We start from the raw sequence: 17,326 nt of genomic DNA, 5'->3' as shown, positions 1-17,326 counted from the left end.
GGCCATGCTGTTTCTACTAATGCTCGTCGGAGCCGGGGGCTTGCTGGTGGCGGGGGCCTGCTGGCAGGTCATGAAGTGGTGCTTTGCCGGATTGACGGACCAGGCTGAGCGGACCGCCCGGAGCAAATGGCTTGGTTTTTTGCGAACCACGGCCATCGTAACGACGGGTACGTTGCTGGTCGCAGCTTTGATGGTGGTCCTGGGGATGCTGATTCTGCTGATTGGCGGCACGCGCTAAAAGCGCGCAATCAGCCGCAGGTTCACCACGCGCTGCGACAGGTAGCTGGGCACGGAGTACGTCACGCCGTTTACGTCCTGCAGGTAGCTGTAGCCGGCCACGTTGTTGGCCGCCAGTACGTTGAGGATTTCCAGCCCCATCCACAGGCTTTCCAGGCTGTAAAAATGGGCCCTCGAAGCGTCCTTGTTTTTCAGGCTCACCACTTTGGAAAAACCCAGGTCCACGCGCCGGTAATTGGTTTCGAGGGCACTCGTGCCGCGCAGGTCGGGCTCGTTGGGGGGACTGAACGGCAGGCCGGTGCCAAACACCAGGTTCACGTAGCCGCGCACCGACGGGTTGTTGGGGAAATGGTCCTGGAAGAAAACGCCCACGTTCAGGCGCTGGTCCTGGGGCCGGCGGATGTAGTCCTTGGCGCGGCGGCCGACGAGGGTACCGTCGCTGGCCACGCTGTTGATGGAATCTCCGTCGACGTTTTCCTGCGTGGTGAGCACCCCCAGGCTGAACCACGACTCGGCCCCTTTCACGAACTCGCCGCTCACGCGGGCATCAAAACCGGCGGCGTAGGCCCGGGCGTTGTTTTTGGCGAAGTAGCGCAGGCGCACGTTGTCCACGTCGTACGGCACCACGTCGGTCAGGTACTTGTAGTAAGCTTCGGCGGAAAACTTGAAGGGCCGCCCGTACTTCTCGAAGCTGATTTCCTTCCCCAAGATAAAATGGTAGGACTTCTGAGCCCGCAACGCGGGGTTGAGAAAGGCCTGCTGCACACCCAACTGAATGGTTTGCTGGTCGCGCAGCTCGCGGTAGAACGGGGGCTGGTAATACACGCCCACCGCCGCTTTGAACGAGCGGTTGGGGTGGCGCCGGCTGAGTTGGGAGTACTGGGCCCGCGGGCTGATGACGAGCTGGCCGTTGGCGGTCCAGTAGTGGGCCCGGGCACCAACGGTCAGGGTCCGAAGGGAATCCACCGCCCAGGTGTCCTGCACGAAGCCCTGGCTGCGGGTGCTGAGCAAACCCAAATCGGTGCGCAGGCGCAGGCGGCGGGCATCGGGCACAAAGTCGGCGGAATCGGCAAAGCTGTACTCGTCGAGGACGTCACTGATTTTCTCGCGGCCGATTTTGGCGCCCCAGCGCACCGTGTGAGCGGCGCCGGGCGTCCAGCGGCCGCGGGTTTCGGCGGTGAAAATGCGGGCCGTCAGAAAATTGCGCGAGTGCTTGAACTGCGAACCAATGTCGCGTTGCCGCACGGGCTGATTGAATTCTTTCGAATCGGGGTCGCGGTTGATTTCGGCAAAGGTGTAGGCCGCTTCCACGTCGCGAAACTCAAACTCCCGCGAGACGAGCGCCGAGCCGAGCAGCTCCATTTGCAGATTGGGCGAGAAGTCGTGCTTCAGGTTCAGGCCGCTTTGGTAGGTGTCGAACTGCATGCGCTCGCGGCCCCCGTAGGCGATGAATACCCGCGTGAACTGGTTGGTGCCCGTGGAAAACGTCGCCTGGCCGGTTTCGGGCGCGAAGCGGTAGTCGTTGTGGGCCACCACGCCCAGCAGGCCCAGCGTGGTGCGCTGCAAGTCGTCGGCCCGGCCCAACCCGATGTTGACGAAGGCCTGGGCGTCGTAGAAAGTGGGGTTGTAGCCGCCCTGGGCCTGGCGCAAAGAGTTGAGCACGTACTGCGCGTTCTTGTAGCGCACCCCGGCCAGGTAGCTCACCCGGCCGTTGGCCGACCGGGCTTCGGCGTGGGCCGCGCCGCCCACCAGGCTCCCGGTGAGCGAAGCGGCAAACTTTTCGGGCGTCTTGTAGTCCACGCTCAGCACCGAGGCCAGCTTGTCGCCGTACTTCGGCTGCCAGCCCCCGCTGCTGAACTCCACCTGCTGCACCAAGTCGGGGTTGATAAAGCTCAAGCCCTCCTGCTGGGCGGAGGTGACCAGAAACGGCCGGTAAATCTCGAAGCCGTTGACGTAAACCAGGTTTTCGTCGTAGTTGCCGCCGCGCACGTTGTAGGTGCTGCTCAGCTCGTTGTTGGACACCACGCCGGGCAGCGTCTTGAGAATGGCGTTGAAATCACCAAACGGCGAGGGAATTTCCTTGGCCGCCCGCGGGTCAATGCGCGTGATGCTGACCTGCTCGCGGGTGTCGGCCTGGTTGGAGCGGCCCAGCACCCGAACGCCCCCCAGGGCGCGGGCGTCCGGGCGCATGGCCAAGCGCAGGGGTTGGGCGGCGTCGGCGGGCAGCCGGAGCGGCACGCGCAAAGGCAGGTAGCCCAGGCGGCGCACCACCAGAAACACCGCCTGGCCGGCGGCGGGCACCCGCACCGGCAGCACGAATGCGCCCTCGGCGGTGGTGTTGGTGCCACCGGGCTGGCCCTCCACTCCCACCGCGGCCAGCTCCAGGGGCTGGCCGTTGGCATCGCGCAAGGTTCCGGTTATGCTCACCACGGCCGCGGCGGGGCCCTGAACCGGCGCGGGGGTTGGAATTTGGGCTTGCGCGCCCGCGGCCGGCGGCAGCACCAGGGCCAGGCCCCAAGCCGCGGCCCGGACCCAGCGGGCACCAATGTTTTTCCCCAAAGCTCTCGGATGCGGCAAGCGCGGCGTAACGGTTTTTTTCACGGGTTTGAAAACGGGCGGGCCGCGGGATTATTGCCGGCGGCCCGCGCGCGGCGCCTCGGCCGCATTGAGTTCCAGCCCGGCCAAATGCGAGCGCAGGCTAGCCAGCGTGGCCACCGGCCCGGCGGGCGCGCTGAACACGAAATTACCCGCCACCAGCACGTCGGCCCCGGCCTCAACCAGGGGGCCCGCGTTGGCTAGGCTTACGCCGCCGTCAACTTCAATCAGGGCATCCGACCCGGCGTCGAGCAGCAGCTCTTTGAGCATGGCCACTTTTTTCAAGGTATTCGGAATGAAGGCCTGGCCGCCAAAGCCGGGGTTGACCGACATCACGAGCACCACGTCAAGGTCGGCGGCAATGTCTTCGAGCAGCGCGACCGGGGTGTGGGGGTTCAGCGCCACCCCGGCCCGGCAGCCCAGCTGCTTGATTTGCTGCACCACGCGGTGCAGGTGCGGGCAGGCTTCGTAGTGCACCGTGAGGATGCCGGCGCCGGCGTCGCGAAACGCGGCCAGGTAGCGCTGGGGCTCCTCAATCATGAGGTGCACGTCGAGCGGCTGCTTGGCGTGGCGGGCCACCGCCTGCAGCACCGGCAAACCAAACGAAATGTTCGGCACGAAGCGGCCGTCCATCACATCGAAGTGCAGCCAGTCGGCAGCGCTGGTCGCCAGGCGCTCGGTTTCGGCCTGCAGGTTGGCCAGGTCGGCGGCCAGGAACGAGGGGGCAAGCAAGGGAACGCGGCGGGGTGGATTCATGACGACGAAGATACGCCGGCGCGCGCAGCGCACACGCCCCCAAACCCACGGCCTGGCCCTACTTTTGCGGCGCCCCGGCCCGCCAGTGCGGGCTCGCGCGCTTTGCCCGGGCCTCCGGTTTAATCGTTCTTCCCACCCCGTGCCCCACCTCGTTCCCCTCCTCATCCGCGGCATCAACAACCTGTCCGACGCCCGCTACTGCGCCGGCATGGGGGCCGCCAAGCTTACGTTCATCCTCGACCCGGCGCTGCCCGGCCACGTCGATGCCAAGACCGTCCAGGAACTGGCCGGCTGGATTGCCGGCGTTGAGCTGCTCGGGGAGTTCGACCAGCTTAGCGCTCCTCAAATCAATGCCATAGCGGCCGAATGCGCGCTCGATGCCGTGCTGCTTCGCTCCTTCCCAACGGCGGCGGCAATGGCCGAAATCGCCCCGCCAGTGTATTTGGCGCTTGGCCCGGACGCGGTTGCCGAAGCGTTGCCCCTCCCCTTTCCCGTGGCCGGCATTGTGGTGGAGTTGGCGGCCGTTACGAGTAGCGAAGACGAACGGGCCTTGCAGGTGCTCGCCGCCGCCCACAAACTTTGGCTCGGCCCGGGCCTGGACCCGGCCCGGGCCCGGGAACTGGCCACCCGGTTCCCGCTGGCGGGCTTGTCGCTCCCGTCGGGCAACGAAGTAAAACCCGGACTGCGCGATTTTGACCAGCTCGAAGCCGTGTTTGAAGCGCTCGAAACCGACTAGCTCAGCCGAAATTGCAGGTAGTTAATCGGCAGGCCCACGGCCCGGTACTTGCCCTCAAAATTGGTTTGGATGGCCTGGGCTTCGGCGAATTCTGGCCCGGACTCGGCGTAGAGGTCGCGCGTGTGGCGTTCCACAACGGCGTCGGGCCGGGCCGCGAGGATTTCCAGGGAATACTCGAACAGCCCCGCGTTGTCGGTTTTGAGGTGAAGCAGGCCCCCGGGGCTTAACAATTCAGCGTAGAGGTTGAGGAAGCGCGGCGAGGTCAGGCGGCGCTTGATGTCGCGGTCGCGGGGCCGCGGGTCGGGAAACGTAATCCAGATTTCATCGAGCTCCCCGGGCCCGAACTGGGCCGCCAGCGCCTCGGCGCGCATCCGCACGAAGCCCACGTTGGCCAGGCCCAGTTCAGCCGCCCGGGTGCTGCCCCGCCAGATTCGCTCGCCTTTAATGTCCAGGCCCAGAAAATTACGGCCGGGGTGGCGCAGGGCCAACCCCACGGTGTATTCGCCCTTGCCGCAACCCACTTCCAGCGTCAGGGGGTGCGGCTCCGGGAAAAAATCGGTGCGCCAGCGGCCCCCGAGCTGTTCGTACTCCGGCTTGCCCGGCTCAATGATGTCGGGCCGGGTGGCGTTGTCCGTAAAACGGTGCAGTTTGACGCGCGGCAAATTGGGAAGCAGTAAGGATTGAAGGGAATGCGCAGAATTACGGAGCTGTTTCCGGGCCACTCACGGGAAATGAGTGAATAAGTCGTCGACTTCGGCAACGACGAAGGTGCTGCCGCCGATGAACACCACGTCCCGGGGCCCCGCCGCCGCGCGGGCCGCCGCCACGGCCGCCGCAACCGAAGCGTGGGCCTCACCCGCCAGGCCCAGCGCCGCGCCCTGCTGTGCCAACTCAGCGGCGGCGAGGGCCCGGGGGATGTCGGCCGCGCAAAAATAGTACGTGCCCTCGCGGGGCAGCAGGGCCAACATGCCGGCCACGTCCTTGTCGTTCACCGCGCCAATGACCAGGTGGAGGTGCTCGCGGGGCAGCCGCCGCAACTGCGCCACCACCAAAGCCAACCCGGCCGCGTTGTGGCCCGTGTCGCAAATCACCAGCGGGCGGCGGCCGATGACGCTCCAGCGCCCGCGCAGGCCCGTGAGCGGCACGACCTGCCGCAAGCCGGTCCGAAGCGCCGCTTCGGTAGTGCGAAAACCCAGGGCACGCAGCTCATCCAGCGTGGCCAGGACGCCGGGGAGGTTGAGTTGCTGGTAGTCGCCGGGCAGGCCCAGCTCCGCGTTGGGCAGGTAAGGCCGCCCGTGCTGGGTAACGGCCAGGGGGCGCAACCCGGTTTCGGCCGCCGGCTCGGCCGTGAAAGCAGCTTGATAGATTTGGTCGGCCAGCACCAGGTGGGCGAGCTTGGCGCTGGCTTCGCGCTCGAATACGCCCACGGTTTCGGGCTGCGTCTGGCTCACGACCACCGGCACTCCGGGCTTGATGATGCCCGCTTTCTCGCCCGCAATTTCCGGCAGCGTGTCACCCAGAAAGGCCTGGTGGTCGAGGCTGATGTTGGTAATGAGCGAAACCAGGGGCGTGATGATGTTGGTGGAATCGAACCGGCCGCCGAGGCCAACCTCCACGATGGCCACGTCCACCCGCTGCTCGGCAAAATAAGTGAAGGCCAGCGCCACGCACATCTCAAAAAACGAGGGCTGCACCTCATCGAACTGCGGCCGCCAGCGCGCCACCCACTCCACCAGATACTCCGGGGGCAGTTGCCGCCCGTTCACGCGAATGCGCTCGGTAAAATCGCGCAGGTGCGGCGAGGTGTAGAGCCCTACTTTATAGCCCGCGGCCTGGAGCACGGCCGCCAACAAGTGCGAACTGCTCCCCTTGCCGTTGGTGCCCGCCACGTGCACGCTGCGAAACTCCCGCTCCGGGTGCCCCATTGCCCCGGCCAGCGCCAAGGTGTTGCCCAGGCCTTTTTTGAAACCAGCCGCTCCCACCCGCTGAAACATGGGCAGGTGCTCCAAAAGGTAAGCCAGGGTTTCGGCGTAAGTCATTCAGGGCCGCGTTGAAAGCGTATAATCCGCCGCAAATTAACGGCCGCCTGGCCGGATTGCCGCAGAAAAGCCCCGCCGCCTGCTGCGCAGACCGCGGGGCTTGCACGAGCAACGCGCTTGCTTAGCGAACCACTATTTTAAAAGTGTAGAAGCCCGTCGCTCCCCCGGCCGCACCGTTGGTTTTCACAAAATTGGCGTCCAGCAGCTTGTCCCGGCACGCCTTTTCCTGCGCTGCCGAGACATTGCCCGATACCTTGGTCACGGCTTCGATTTCGCCGTCGGCCGAGATTTTGATTTTAAACCGGACCACGCCCGAGTTATCGTCGATGGCTTCCACCACGGGCGTGCTGGCAAAGCGCCAGCCGCTCATTTCCAGGCCGCCGCTGCCGGGGCTGCTGCCGGAGCCGCCCCGGCCCGCGGCCCCGTACAAAGCCTTCGCGTCGAGGGTGCCGTCGGGGTCGCCCTGGTCGCCCACGCTGCCGGGGCGGTCGCCGTTGTTGTTGCCCGTCGGGGCGTCGCTGCTGCCGTTCACGCCGTTGCCCCCGCCCGTGGCGTTGCCATTGGGCGAAAACGCAACGGCCACTTTGCGCTCTCGTTTTGGCGTCGGCTTCACCTCCTCCTTGGGCGGGGCGGGGGTCTTGACGGGCGTTTCCGAAACGCCGCTCTCTTCGGCTTCGCTGGTGATGACCTTCGCTTGCGCCGGCGGCGTGGGGTCGGGCGGGGCGGCCTGGGCCCGCGGCTGGGGGTCGGGGCGGGCCACGGGCGGGCGGCTGTCTTCGCGGTTGGGCGATTTGTTGGCCGTGGCCGTGCTCTGCACGTCGCCCGAGCCGGCTTCGTCCAGCCCGTAGTTCAGTTCCACCCCGTCGCCCCCGATGGCGGCCAGCGGAGGGTTGGGCCCCTTGAATACCGTGAAGATGAACAGCAGCAGCAGCAGCCCATTGACCACCAAGGTGCCAATCAGGGCCTCGCGACGGTGCGGTTCGGGATAGTCAATTGCCATTGGCTGATGTGCGGACGCGTTAAAGCGCTGTTTTTTCGTGAACTGACGATACAATTCGTAAGATATCGATAAATGACCCGCCGGCACGTCAAAAAATCAGCGCATCAAGAAATTTAGTTAGCCGCCGCCTGCTGTGCCTGGGTGGCCATCACCATTTTGAGCTTGAGCCGGTTGCCAATTTCCAGAATATCAACCAGCTTCTGAACGTTCAACGATGCGTCGACCCGCAGCACCACCGTGGGTTGCTCCGCGGCGGGCGCCGGGCCCACCAGGGCCACCAGCTCGGCCTCTACGGCCGACGGGTTGACGGGTTTCTTGTTGACAAAATACTGCCCGGCCGCATCCACCGAGACGGTAATGGGCTGCTTCATTACCTGCTTGCTCGACTTGGCGTTGGGCAGCAGTAGCTTGATGACGTTGGGGTTGACCAGCGTGGAGGCAATGAGAAAAAACAACATCAGGAAGAACATGATGTCGTTCATGGCTCCGGTCTCAACATGCGAGGTGAGGCGATGACGGCGGGAAAGGTTCATTTTATAGTTGTCAGTTGCTCGTTGTCAGTTGTTAGTCACAGCGACAGGAAACACCTGACAACTGACAACGAGCAACTGACAACTAAAGACTAGTTGTCCTGAAGGATGTCCATGAACTCGATGGCTGAATTCTCCATCCGAAACACCATGCGCTCCACCAGAATGCTGAGCCAATGGTAGCCCACGTGCGCGATAATGCCCACCACGAGGCCGGTCGCGGAGGTAACCAGCTTCACGTACAAACCGTCGGCCACCTGCGGAATGCCGAATTCTTTGGTGGCCGCAATGGAATAGAAAATCTTGATTACCCCGATGATGGTGCCCACGAACCCAATCATGGGCGCAATGCCGGCGATGATGCCCAGGATGCTGATGTTCTTTTCGAGCCGGGCAATTTCAATTTTGCCCACGTTTTCGACGCTGGTTTCAATTTCTTTGAGCGGGAGCCCGATGCGGCGCAGGCCTTTTTCCACCATCCGGGCCAGCGGCGAGGGCGTTTGGGCGCACAGCAGCTTGGCGGCGGGCAGGTCGCCTTTCACCATCAGCGACCGGATGCCGGCCATGAAGGAATCGGGGTTACCCGCGGCTTTACGGATGGTGAGGTAGCGCTCGATGATGATGTACACCGAGAGCGTGAAGAGGGCAACCAGGGGAATCATGACCAAGCCCCCGCGCAAAAGCAAATCGATGATGGGAACGTCGGCTTGCACTACCGGAGCGGCCGTAACGGCGGTATTTACTGTATCGGCTGAGGTGGCAGCAACTTGCAAAAGGAGTACGGACATGCGGACAATTAAAATTTCAAGGTATTGTAGTCACCCCGCGTGCGGACGCGCAGCCGCTGGGCCTCGCGTTGGGCCGAAGCCAGGTCGGGATAGTCGGCGGCGGTGAGACGGAACAGCCGGCTGCCCGCCGGCGGCAAGATGATGCGCGAAGCGTGGCCGGTACGGGTCAGGGCTTTATGGCCGCGCTCGGCGTGAGCCAAAGTGCTGTAAGCCCCCGCAATGACGTAGTAACGGCCGGTACGGCTTTTAATTGTGGTGGGTTGGGCGGCAGCGGCAGCAGCGGGGGCACTAGCTACGGTAACTGCGGGGGCCGCGGATTCCAGCTTTTTGCCGGCGACCTTTTTGCCGGCAGCAGCAGCGGGAACCGCTGGCAGCTCGGGCGCCTCCGGCTCGCGGCGGGCGGCCGCCGCCTCGGGCTGGCCATCGGCCGGCTCAGTGGCAGCTTCGGGAGCTGCCGTTTCCACCTCAACGGGGACACCGCTGCCAAAACCGTGCTGGCTACGCGCGGCTTGTTGAAACGCGGGGACGGAGGCCGCCTCGGCACTGCGCGGCTCCACCCGGGGCAACCGGGCTAACCAGTTGGCGGGCAAATAGCCGGCGGTGAACAAGAATTGGTAATTGGCCAGCAGCAGCAACCCGGCGGCCACGGCAATGATGCCGCCGGGCAGCAGGCGTGCCAGACGCGAGCGGCGGGTGGCTATGCCGCGCAAGGCGGGCTGGGGCTGGGGCCGGCGCGGCCGGGCATCGTTGGCCCGCACGGGCCGGGCCGCCAGTTCGGGCAGGCCAAAGGCGGCGGCTAGGAGGTTGTCGGTGCCCGTGTACTCAAAGGCCAACCCCCGCCCCACGGCCCGGCGAAAAATGCCAATGCCCGGCAGCTCGGTGCGGTTGGTTTCGTCCAGCTCCCGCTGCAGCCCGGCCACGGCCGTGCGCACGGCCTCACGAGCTTGCGCGATGGGCAGGCCCAGGTGCTGGCTGAGGGCATCCACCAGCAGGCCGTCGTTGCGGGTGAGGGCCTGGTTGAAGGCCACCAGCTTGGTGGGGGGGCTCAGCGCCTGCCGCCCGGGCCGCGCCCGCGCCGGGGAAACGTCGGCCACCAGGCCCCCAAAACCCGGGATAATCACGCAATCGTGGTCGCGGAGCAGGGGGCGGATGTGGTCGGCGAGGTGCATGGCGGTTGTTTCTGGTGGCTGGTTCCTGCTTGCTGGTTTTCCGGGCGCCGGTCATCCGGCTCAAGCTTTGGGGACGCACACGCCCCCTGACGCCCTGACCGCAACCAGAAACCAGCACCTGGCAACGAGAAACCTAAAAGGTGTAGGTGGCCCCGCCCAGCACGTTGATGCCCTGCACGGGATAACCGTAAAAGCGCTGGTATTCACGGTTGGCGAGGTTATTACCCATTGCAAAGATGGATATTTTTGGCGTAATGCGGTAATCTGCCCGCAAGTTCAGGTCAACAATCGGGTCGGTCGCCCGGTAAAAGTCGGCTGTTCGGGCGCTGCCGGCCGTGGCGGTGGGAAGGTAACTGATGCCGTAGCTGGCCGCGTAGAAATAGCCTTCCACGCCCAGCATCAACTTGTCAAAAACGTTGTAGGTGCCGAACACCGAGCCTTGAAATTCGGGACGATGAAAGGCTTCGGGCAGGGTTTTAAGGGCGTATTTGTTGTAGTCCAAGCGCGTGCCCAGGCGGAATTTTTCGTCGGCGTTGTACAGCAGCTCCCCGTGAATGTTCAGCACGCCCGTGGCGTTTTGGTCGTACACGAGGTCAAACTTGGTGGGGTCGATGGCGTTGTTGAGGTAGAAATACAGGTTGCGGTCGCGGGCGTAGGTGACGCGGGCATTCAGCTCCAGCCCCCGCGCGGGCGTCGAGGTGAACCCGCCGTAAATGGTGGGGCCGCGGTGGGTGTCGGCCACGTTGAGGCCCCGGTTGAGCCAGGGGTTTTCGGTGCTCAGATCGTAGCGGGTCACGCGCTGCAGGGAGCCGCCCAGGCCCGCGTACACGGCAAACTTCTCGGGCTCAACCGTGTAGCCGAGACGCACCGCCGGGTACACCACGGCCTTGCTCACGTTCGTGGCCGTGTCGGAAGAATACCCCAAGGTGGCGCCCACCGAAAACGCAATTTGCTTGTTCACGAACTCGTACGCGGGGGTCACTTGCACGAAGGTGCGCGTGCGCGTTACCTCCGCCGGGTTGGGCCGCGCAAGGGTGGCGGCCGCCTGGTCCTTGTCCGAGATAAACGAGGCGTCGGCCGCCGCGGTCACGCGGCTGGTTTCGCCCAGGGCATAGGCGACTTTGGCGTTCAGCAACACGTTGTTTTCGCGGGCCGCAAAGTCATCGCCCCAGTACCGGTAGCCGAGGCCCGCCTCGTATTGCAGCACCTGGTCGGGGGCCCGGTTGTGGGCGTAGGCTTTCACGCCAAAGCGGTTGAACACCTGCTTGATGTCCTTGGGTTGGGGGGTGGGCGGCAGCTCGGGCCGATTAGCGGCCTTTTCGTACCCGTAAAAATTGTACCGCTCGCGGCCCAGGTCGAGGTTGGCGCCAAAGGCGGCCGTGCCGCTGTACAGCTCGCCCATGAGGTGGGCGCTGGTTTGGGCCACGCCGGAGTTTTTGCCGTCCACCGGCCCGTTCACGGAGGCGGTGTGCTTGAGGTCGATGCCGTAAGCCCGGTCGGTGGTGCGGGTGCTGTGGAAATAGCCCCGGCCATAAAAGGTGCCGAAGTTGCCCAGGGCCGCCTTCACGAAATTACCGGTGAGCGGCGCGGGCTCCTCGGCCCGAATGGTCAACACCTTCACCGAAGGGCTGAGGCGGTCGGTAGGCAGCCGAAAGTCGGGAAAGGTGTAGGTTACTTTCCGCTCGATTTTAGGCGGCGCCGGCAGCTTGATTTTATCAAAGTTGCGCGTGGCCTCGGGCAGCTGATTGACCCGCTCCTTTACAATTTCAATCTCGGCTTCCTCAATCTTGCCCGTGGTTTTGCCCTTGGTGGGCTGGCCAACGGCGGCCGGCGCCGCGCCTCCCACCAACACGGCGGCCACCACCAGGCCCGCCGCCACCCCTGCTGAGTGGCGCAGCAGCGGCTTAAAACCGGTTTTCGTCAAATGCTTCATCGGCTACTTGTACTTCAGTGAAAAAAATGCCGCGCCTAGCGCTGCGTGGCCGTGTCGGCGGGCGCAGGGGCGGTGCCGCGCAAATTGGCGCGGGGCACCGCCGCTTTGCCCTTGGCCGGGGCCGGCGGGGCGGGCTTGCCCAGGGCGGGGGCTTTGGCCGGGGTTCGGGCGGGGGCTTTGGCCGGCGCGGCCTTGGGCGCAGCCGGCTCGGCGGCATCGTCGGGCTGGTCGGCCCCCAGGGTTTTGAGGCGCTGCCTGGCGGCTTCCACTATTTCGGGCACCGGGAAGTTGTTGTCGATGATGGAGTTCAGCGTGCCGCGGGCCTGGAAGTTGTCGCCTTCGGCGGCGTACACTTCGGCCACCAGCAGGAAGGCCCGTCCCTGCCACAGAGCGTAGCTGCTGAAGTTGGCGTTGACTTTAAGCGCGGCGGCTTTGGCTTCTTCGTTCTTTTTCTGCTTGAACAGTGTTTCGGCCAGGTAGTACTGGGCTTCGGCGCCGTTCGCGTCGTTGGGCGCGGCAGCGGCGGCGGCGGCCAGCTCGGTGGCGGCCAGCTCGTAGCTATCGGTGCGGAAGCTGGCTTTGCCCAGGTAAAGCAAGGCGGCATTGATGGCGTTAGCCGAAGCCCCGGCCTGCGTGCGCAGCTCCTCGGCCACCCGGCGCGTGCCGGGGTAGTCGCCGCTTTCGTAGAGGCTGCGCAGCTGGCCCAGCGTGGCGTTGGCTACTTCGCGGCGGTTGGTGCTGGCCCCGCGCAGGCGCTCGTAGTACTTGGCGGCCTCGGCGTAGTTCTTATTCTCGTACTCCAAGTCCGCCAGCCGCCCCACGGCCCGGTTCACGAATTCGCTTTTGCCTTCGGTGACCACCGCGCGCAAACGGGCCAGGCCCTGCTGCTTGTCGCCGGTTTTGAGGTAGGCATCGGCCAGGAAAAAACGGGCATCGGGCCCCAGCGCCGACGCCGGGTACTGCTTCAAGTACGACTCCAGACGCAGAATGGCCGGCGGGTATTTTTCAGCCAGATACAACGACTTGGCGGCTTCAAACTCGACGCTTTCCGTGGCCTTGCTGTCCGGGTTCTGAATCTTGAACGAGGCCAGCGCGGCGTCAAACTCTTCAGTTCGGCCCAGGGCGGCCAGGCTTTCCTGCAGGCTGTAGAGGGCCTGCGAGGCGGCTTCGCTGCGCGGGTACTCGGCCAGCACGCGCTGAAAGTCGGCCACGGCTTTTTCGGGCTGCTGCAGGTTGGCGTAGGCCACGCCGCGCTTCTGCAACGCCTGCGGCACGAGCGGGCTGTTGGGCCGGTTGTCCAGCAGCCGCGAGAAGCCGGTGACGGCCGGCTGGTATTCGCCGGCTTCAAATGAAAGCTGCGCCTGCTGAAACACGGCATCCTCGGCGTAGCGCGAGTTGGGGCTGGTCTTGAGCAAGGAAGCCAGGGTGTTATTGGCTTCGTCGCGGCGGCCCAGCAGCCCCAGCGTCCGCCCTTTCTGGTAGTAGGCGTAGTCTTTGTCCGCGGCGTTGGCCTTGATGACTTTGTCGTACAAATCCAGCGCCTGCGGGTAGCTTTTGGCCACGTAGTAGGTGTCGGCCAGCCGCAGGGTCGCGTCGTAGTAGTTGGGGTCCGCCGGTTTGGCGTCGCCGTCGCTGAGAAAGGCCTGGAATTGCGGCCGCGCGCGCTCGTACTGCTTGGTGTTGTAGTAGGCGTAGCCCAGGCCGTAGCGGGCCTTCTGCTCAAAATCCGCCTCCTCGGCGCTGACGCCGCCCCGCCGGGCCGAGCGGGCCGCCGCCACGTAGGCCGCAATGGCGTCGGGATACTGCTGGCCCACGCTGTAAATCTCGCCGCGCAGCACCTGGGCGGCGGCCCGCAGCCCGTCGTCGGCCGGAAACCGCAGCGATTTGTCGAGCAGCGGCAGGGCCGCCCCGTAATTGCCGTTGTTGTAGAGGGTGGCGGCCTGGGCGTAGGCCACGCGCTGGTACGTCGCGTTCAGCTTGTCGCTGCGGTCGTCAATGCCCTCCAGGTAGGCCAGCGCCTGCGCGTAGTCCGTGGATGATAAAAAGCTGGTGCTGAGCAAATCGTCCACCGTGGCCTGGTTGGACGACCGGGGAAACTTCTTCCGAAAATCCCGCAGCACGGCCACGGCCTCGGGCAGGTTGCCGAGCTCGTACTGCACTTGCCCCAGCTTCAAGGTGGCGTTTTCCGCAATTCCTTTGCTAAAAGTCCCCTGCCGGGCCGCTTCAAAGGCCGTTACCGCTTGGGGCTTCTGGTTGGCTTGCACGTAGCTGAGCCCCAAATGGTAGGCGGCGTTTTGCCCTAGGGAGTCGCGGCGCACGGCCACGTTTTTCAGGCTGGCAATGGCGCCCTTGTAGTCGCCCATCTTGTAGTTAGCGAAGCCAATCTTGTACTGCAGCGCCGGCTCGATGCGGCCCTTGCGCACGGCGGCGTACCTATCAAAATATTCGGCCGCTTCCTTGTACTGCTGTTTTTGATAAAAAGCGTCGCCCAGCAACAGCTGGATTTCGTCGGAGTTCTGCGGCGGCGGCGTGTTTTTCAACGCTTTCGTGGCGTAGTCAATCAGCCCGTCGTAGTTGCCCTCCCGGTAGTAAATCTGAGAAACGACGGCCGGCACCACCGGCTTGTAGGCGTCGTTTTGCTCGGCCACGGCCAAGTCGGCGCGGGCGGCGGCGTAGTCGCCGGCGCGGTAGCCCAGGTAGCCGGCGTAGTAGGCGCTGGCGTACTTGTACTGGCTCTGCACCTGCTTGTTGCGGTCGAACAGCAGGCGGGCCTTTTCGTAGTCCTTTTGTTCGAAATAGCTGTAGCCCAGCTTAAAATCCGACTCCGCCCGCTGGTCGTTGCTCAGGTTGTCGGGGGCCACTTTCTGGAAGTAGCGAATGGCCGACTCGTAGTTCTTCTGGTCAAAGTAGAACTTGCCCAGCTCGAAGTAAGCCACGGCCGAGCGCGGGTGAGCCGGGTGCTGCTCGGCAAAGTCCAGAATGAGGCCTTCCGCGTCGGGGTGAAGCAAGTAGAGGCCGCTCACGGCGTAGTAGTACTCGGCGTCGGCGGTGCGGTCGCGGGCCGTGGGGCCGGCCTGGCCGGTGTGCACCGGCTCAAGGGCCAAATACTGCCGGAATGCCTCCTGGGCCGCGCCGTACTGGCCGCGGTCAAACAATTCCAGTCCCTCTTGAAAATACCGCTCGTCGGCGGCAAATACCTGGGTTCGCTGGGCTTGGACGGCCATTGGCGCCGCGGCGCTCAGGGCGGCGGCCAGCGCCAGCCGGGGAAATAGCTTCATGTAAATACCTTGCGTGGAAGGGCCGCACGAGGCCCGGGAAGTGGCCAAAAGTAGCGAAAAATGCCCGTAGGTTGCCCAGCTAACGCGGGAATGGGCCTCGGCATTGCCCCGCGGGACGGCCGCCCCGGGCCCCGTTCACCACCGCGCGGCGGCCAATCCGCGCAGCCGTTTAAAAATTGCAGTAGTCCTCGCTCCCCGTCATTTCGGCCCACCGCGCGGCCAGAAACTTGGCGTACGCCAGGGACATCAGCCCGTAGGCCCCCAGGGAATGGCCGTCGTTGACCTCCACCACGAGGGTGGCCCCGGCGGCGGTGCGGCCTACGTCGAGGGCAAAGGCGGCGGGCGCTTCCGGGGCGTAGGCGGCCAGGACCTGCTCCACCACGGCCGGGTCGAAGTGGGCGCGCCAGTCGCCTTTGTAGGGCCGGACGTCGAGAATGCGGCCGTAACGCACGAAGCAGCGCCACTCGGCCACGAACTGCACGGGCTCGGCGCACCACACCGGCGTGTCTTCGTACTGGTCGCCGCAGCCCACCAGGTCGCGCGGGCTGCGCACGAGCACCCCCGTGAATTTCTTGGCGTCGTACATCGGCTTGACGAACACTGGCCACTGCCCCGCATCGGCCGCCACCGCGTTGATGGTGCTCGGCCAGAGCCGGCGACCCCAAAAAGAGTGCAGCACGGCGGGATACTCCAACTCCGCCGGCACCGCCAGCCCAAGCGCCCGCAGGCGGGCCCGCACGGCGGCAATGTGGCCCACCACCACCTCGTCGGGCGCGTGGCCGGGCATGGGCGCAACGTCGGTGTAAGGCACTATCTCCCAGCCCATCTGCTGGAAACCGTCCATTGCCAGGTAGTTATTAACGCTTTGTGGGTAGCCGTGGTCGAAATGAATGTGGGCGCGCATGGCGGGGCGGGATAGGAAAAAGTAAAATAGATGGTCCGGCTCACAACCCGCTCACTCCAGCACTCCGGCCGGCACGTTGTGCAGAATCAGCCACACCAGCTCCCGCAAAATCTCGGCGTCGTCCATCGAGCCGCTTTCGATGCCTTTGCTCTGCGCATCGGCCCGGCGGATGGCGTGGATGAGCCCCACCACCCGCTCCGCCGGGTAGGCGCGCAGGGCCTGCTGGTACTCCTTTTGGGCGAAGCCGTTCAGGATGCCCAGCTTCTTGAACTCCGCGTCCGAGGGGTTGGGGCCGGCCTGGTGCAGCACGAGCAGCCGGGTAAAAAAGGTAAACAGCAGGGTCAGGTTCGGGATGAGCGGGTTGGCCTTGGGGTTGGCCGCGAAGTAGCCCAGGATGCGGTTGGCCTTAAGCACGTCGCGCTGCACCAGGGCTTTTTGCAGCTCAAAAATGTTGTAGTCCTTGCTGATGCCCACCATTCGCTGCACCAGCTCCTCGTCGATGGGCTGGCCGGCCTTCAGGTTCAGCACCAGCTTGTCCACTTCGTTGGCCAGTCGGCCCAGGTCGGCCCCGATGTACTCGGCCAGAAGGGCCGTGGCCTGCCCCGTAATCTGCTGGCCCCGCCCGCGCACGTGGGCCGTGAGCCACTGGGGCACTTGGTTGTCGTAGAGCTTTTTGCTGGTCATGAGCACGGCGGGCGACTCCTTGCCGGCCAGCAGCTTGCCCAGCTTCTTGCGGCTGTCCAGGGTCTTATGCTTGTAGCAAACGACCAATACGGTGCTGGCCAGGGGGTTGTTCAGATAAGCTTCCAGAAAAGGCCAGCTCCGCTCCTGCTCCAGGTCGGCCACCGTCTGGGCTTCTTTCACGATGACCACCGACCGCTCGGCCATCATCGGAAACCGCTTGGCCTGGCCCAGAATGGTCGCCACGTCCACGTCCTTGCCGTAGAGCACCACCTGGTTGAAGCTGCGCTCGTGCTCGGCCAGCACCGATTTTTCAATCAAGTCGGCCACCGCGTCGATGTAGTACGGCTCCTCGCCCTGCAAAAAATACACGGGCTGAAACTGCCGCTGCTGGAGCTGCTTCAAAACAATGTCGGGGTCAGTGGTCAAGGCGGAACGAGGAATGTGATGGCGGGCGAATACCGGCCTTCAAATTTACAGCTTGTCGCCGCCCGAAACGGCCCTGCGAAGCCGCCACTCCGGGCGTCTCGTCGTCAGCGCCGCTGGCCTTCGGTTGCAACCCTTGTTTTCTGCGCCGCAACAGCGCGGGTTCGCTCGTTCCACGAGGAGACGCCTAAGGCATCCCGAAGACGAACCCAGGAACCACGCTAAAAACCATTCCGGTAGCCCGGCGAGTTGCC

The 17,326-nt window shown here is 64.7% G+C and carries 14 protein-coding genes; 2 read left to right on the top strand and 12 right to left on the bottom strand.

The features are described 5' to 3' along the window. Positions 1-4: 4 nt before the first annotated feature. Positions 5-238: a hypothetical protein gene (locus RMO51_RS04990; RefSeq protein ID WP_310392569.1), complete on the top strand. Its 234-nt coding sequence runs from the start codon at positions 5-7 to the stop codon at positions 236-238. Here the strand turns inward: RMO51_RS04990 and RMO51_RS04985 are convergent. Continuing rightward, on the bottom strand, positions 235-2,838 hold the full coding sequence (locus tag RMO51_RS04985; protein ID WP_310392568.1) for a TonB-dependent receptor plug domain-containing protein: 2,604 nt from the start codon (positions 2,836-2,838) through the stop codon (positions 235-237). The genes RMO51_RS04990 and RMO51_RS04985 overlap by 4 nt on opposite strands. A 27-nt stretch (positions 2,839-2,865) precedes the next feature. Continuing rightward, positions 2,866-3,588, bottom strand: a complete 723-nt coding sequence (gene rpe / locus RMO51_RS04980; RefSeq protein ID WP_310392566.1) for a ribulose-phosphate 3-epimerase — start codon at positions 3,586-3,588, stop codon at positions 2,866-2,868. Between the two features lie 139 nt (positions 3,589-3,727). Between rpe and RMO51_RS04975 the strand changes: the two genes are divergently transcribed. Continuing rightward, positions 3,728-4,324 (top strand): hypothetical protein, encoded by a 597-nt coding sequence (locus tag RMO51_RS04975; protein ID WP_310392564.1) that lies wholly within the window; start codon positions 3,728-3,730, stop codon positions 4,322-4,324. Here RMO51_RS04975 and trmB read toward each other — a convergent pair. From trmB to holA, 10 genes are all read right to left on the bottom strand, one after another. Next, positions 4,321-4,986, bottom strand: a complete 666-nt coding sequence (gene trmB, locus RMO51_RS04970; RefSeq protein WP_310392563.1) for a tRNA (guanosine(46)-N7)-methyltransferase TrmB — start codon at positions 4,984-4,986, stop codon at positions 4,321-4,323. The genes RMO51_RS04975 and trmB overlap by 4 nt on opposite strands. Before the next feature lie 60 nt (positions 4,987-5,046). Continuing rightward, entirely contained in the window at positions 5,047-6,363 is a 1,317-nt protein-coding gene (locus RMO51_RS04965) for a folylpolyglutamate synthase/dihydrofolate synthase family protein (protein ID WP_310392562.1), read from the bottom strand. A gap of 121 nt (positions 6,364-6,484) precedes the next feature. Continuing rightward, positions 6,485-7,363: a hypothetical protein gene (locus RMO51_RS04960; RefSeq protein ID WP_310392560.1), complete on the bottom strand. Its 879-nt coding sequence runs from the start codon at positions 7,361-7,363 to the stop codon at positions 6,485-6,487. 113 nt (positions 7,364-7,476) lie between these two features. Continuing rightward, the gene (locus RMO51_RS04955) at positions 7,477-7,896 is read right to left on the bottom strand and encodes a biopolymer transporter ExbD (protein WP_310392558.1); all 420 of its coding nucleotides are present in this window, start codon (positions 7,894-7,896) and stop codon (positions 7,477-7,479) included. Positions 7,897-7,985: 89 nt separating this feature from the next. Beyond that, positions 7,986-8,681, bottom strand: a complete 696-nt coding sequence (locus tag RMO51_RS04950) for a MotA/TolQ/ExbB proton channel family protein (protein ID WP_310392556.1) — start codon at positions 8,679-8,681, stop codon at positions 7,986-7,988. Positions 8,682-8,689: 8 nt separating this feature from the next. After that, entirely contained in the window at positions 8,690-9,850 is a 1,161-nt protein-coding gene (locus tag RMO51_RS04945) for an SPOR domain-containing protein (protein ID WP_310392555.1), read from the bottom strand. 133 nt (positions 9,851-9,983) lie between these two features. Then, entirely contained in the window at positions 9,984-11,783 is a 1,800-nt protein-coding gene (locus tag RMO51_RS04940; RefSeq protein WP_310392554.1) for a hypothetical protein, read from the bottom strand. Positions 11,784-11,818: 35 nt separating this feature from the next. Further along, entirely contained in the window at positions 11,819-15,061 is a 3,243-nt protein-coding gene (locus RMO51_RS04935; RefSeq protein WP_310392553.1) for a tetratricopeptide repeat protein, read from the bottom strand. A 169-nt stretch (positions 15,062-15,230) separates the two neighbouring features. Beyond that, positions 15,231-15,965, bottom strand: coding sequence for an ATP-grasp domain-containing protein (locus RMO51_RS04930; protein WP_310392551.1), 735 nt, complete (start codon positions 15,963-15,965; stop codon positions 15,231-15,233). A gap of 51 nt (positions 15,966-16,016) precedes the next feature. After that, on the bottom strand, positions 16,017-17,075 hold the full coding sequence (holA, locus tag RMO51_RS04925) for a DNA polymerase III subunit delta (protein ID WP_310392549.1): 1,059 nt from the start codon (positions 17,073-17,075) through the stop codon (positions 16,017-16,019). Positions 17,076-17,326: the final 251 nt, after the last annotated feature.

Source organism: Hymenobacter sp. (genome assembly GCF_031398885.1).
Lineage (GTDB): Bacteria > Bacteroidota > Bacteroidia > Cytophagales > Hymenobacteraceae > Hymenobacter.
The sequence above is the reverse complement of the archived record's forward strand: the minus strand, read 5'-3'. Positions and strand labels throughout refer to the sequence as shown.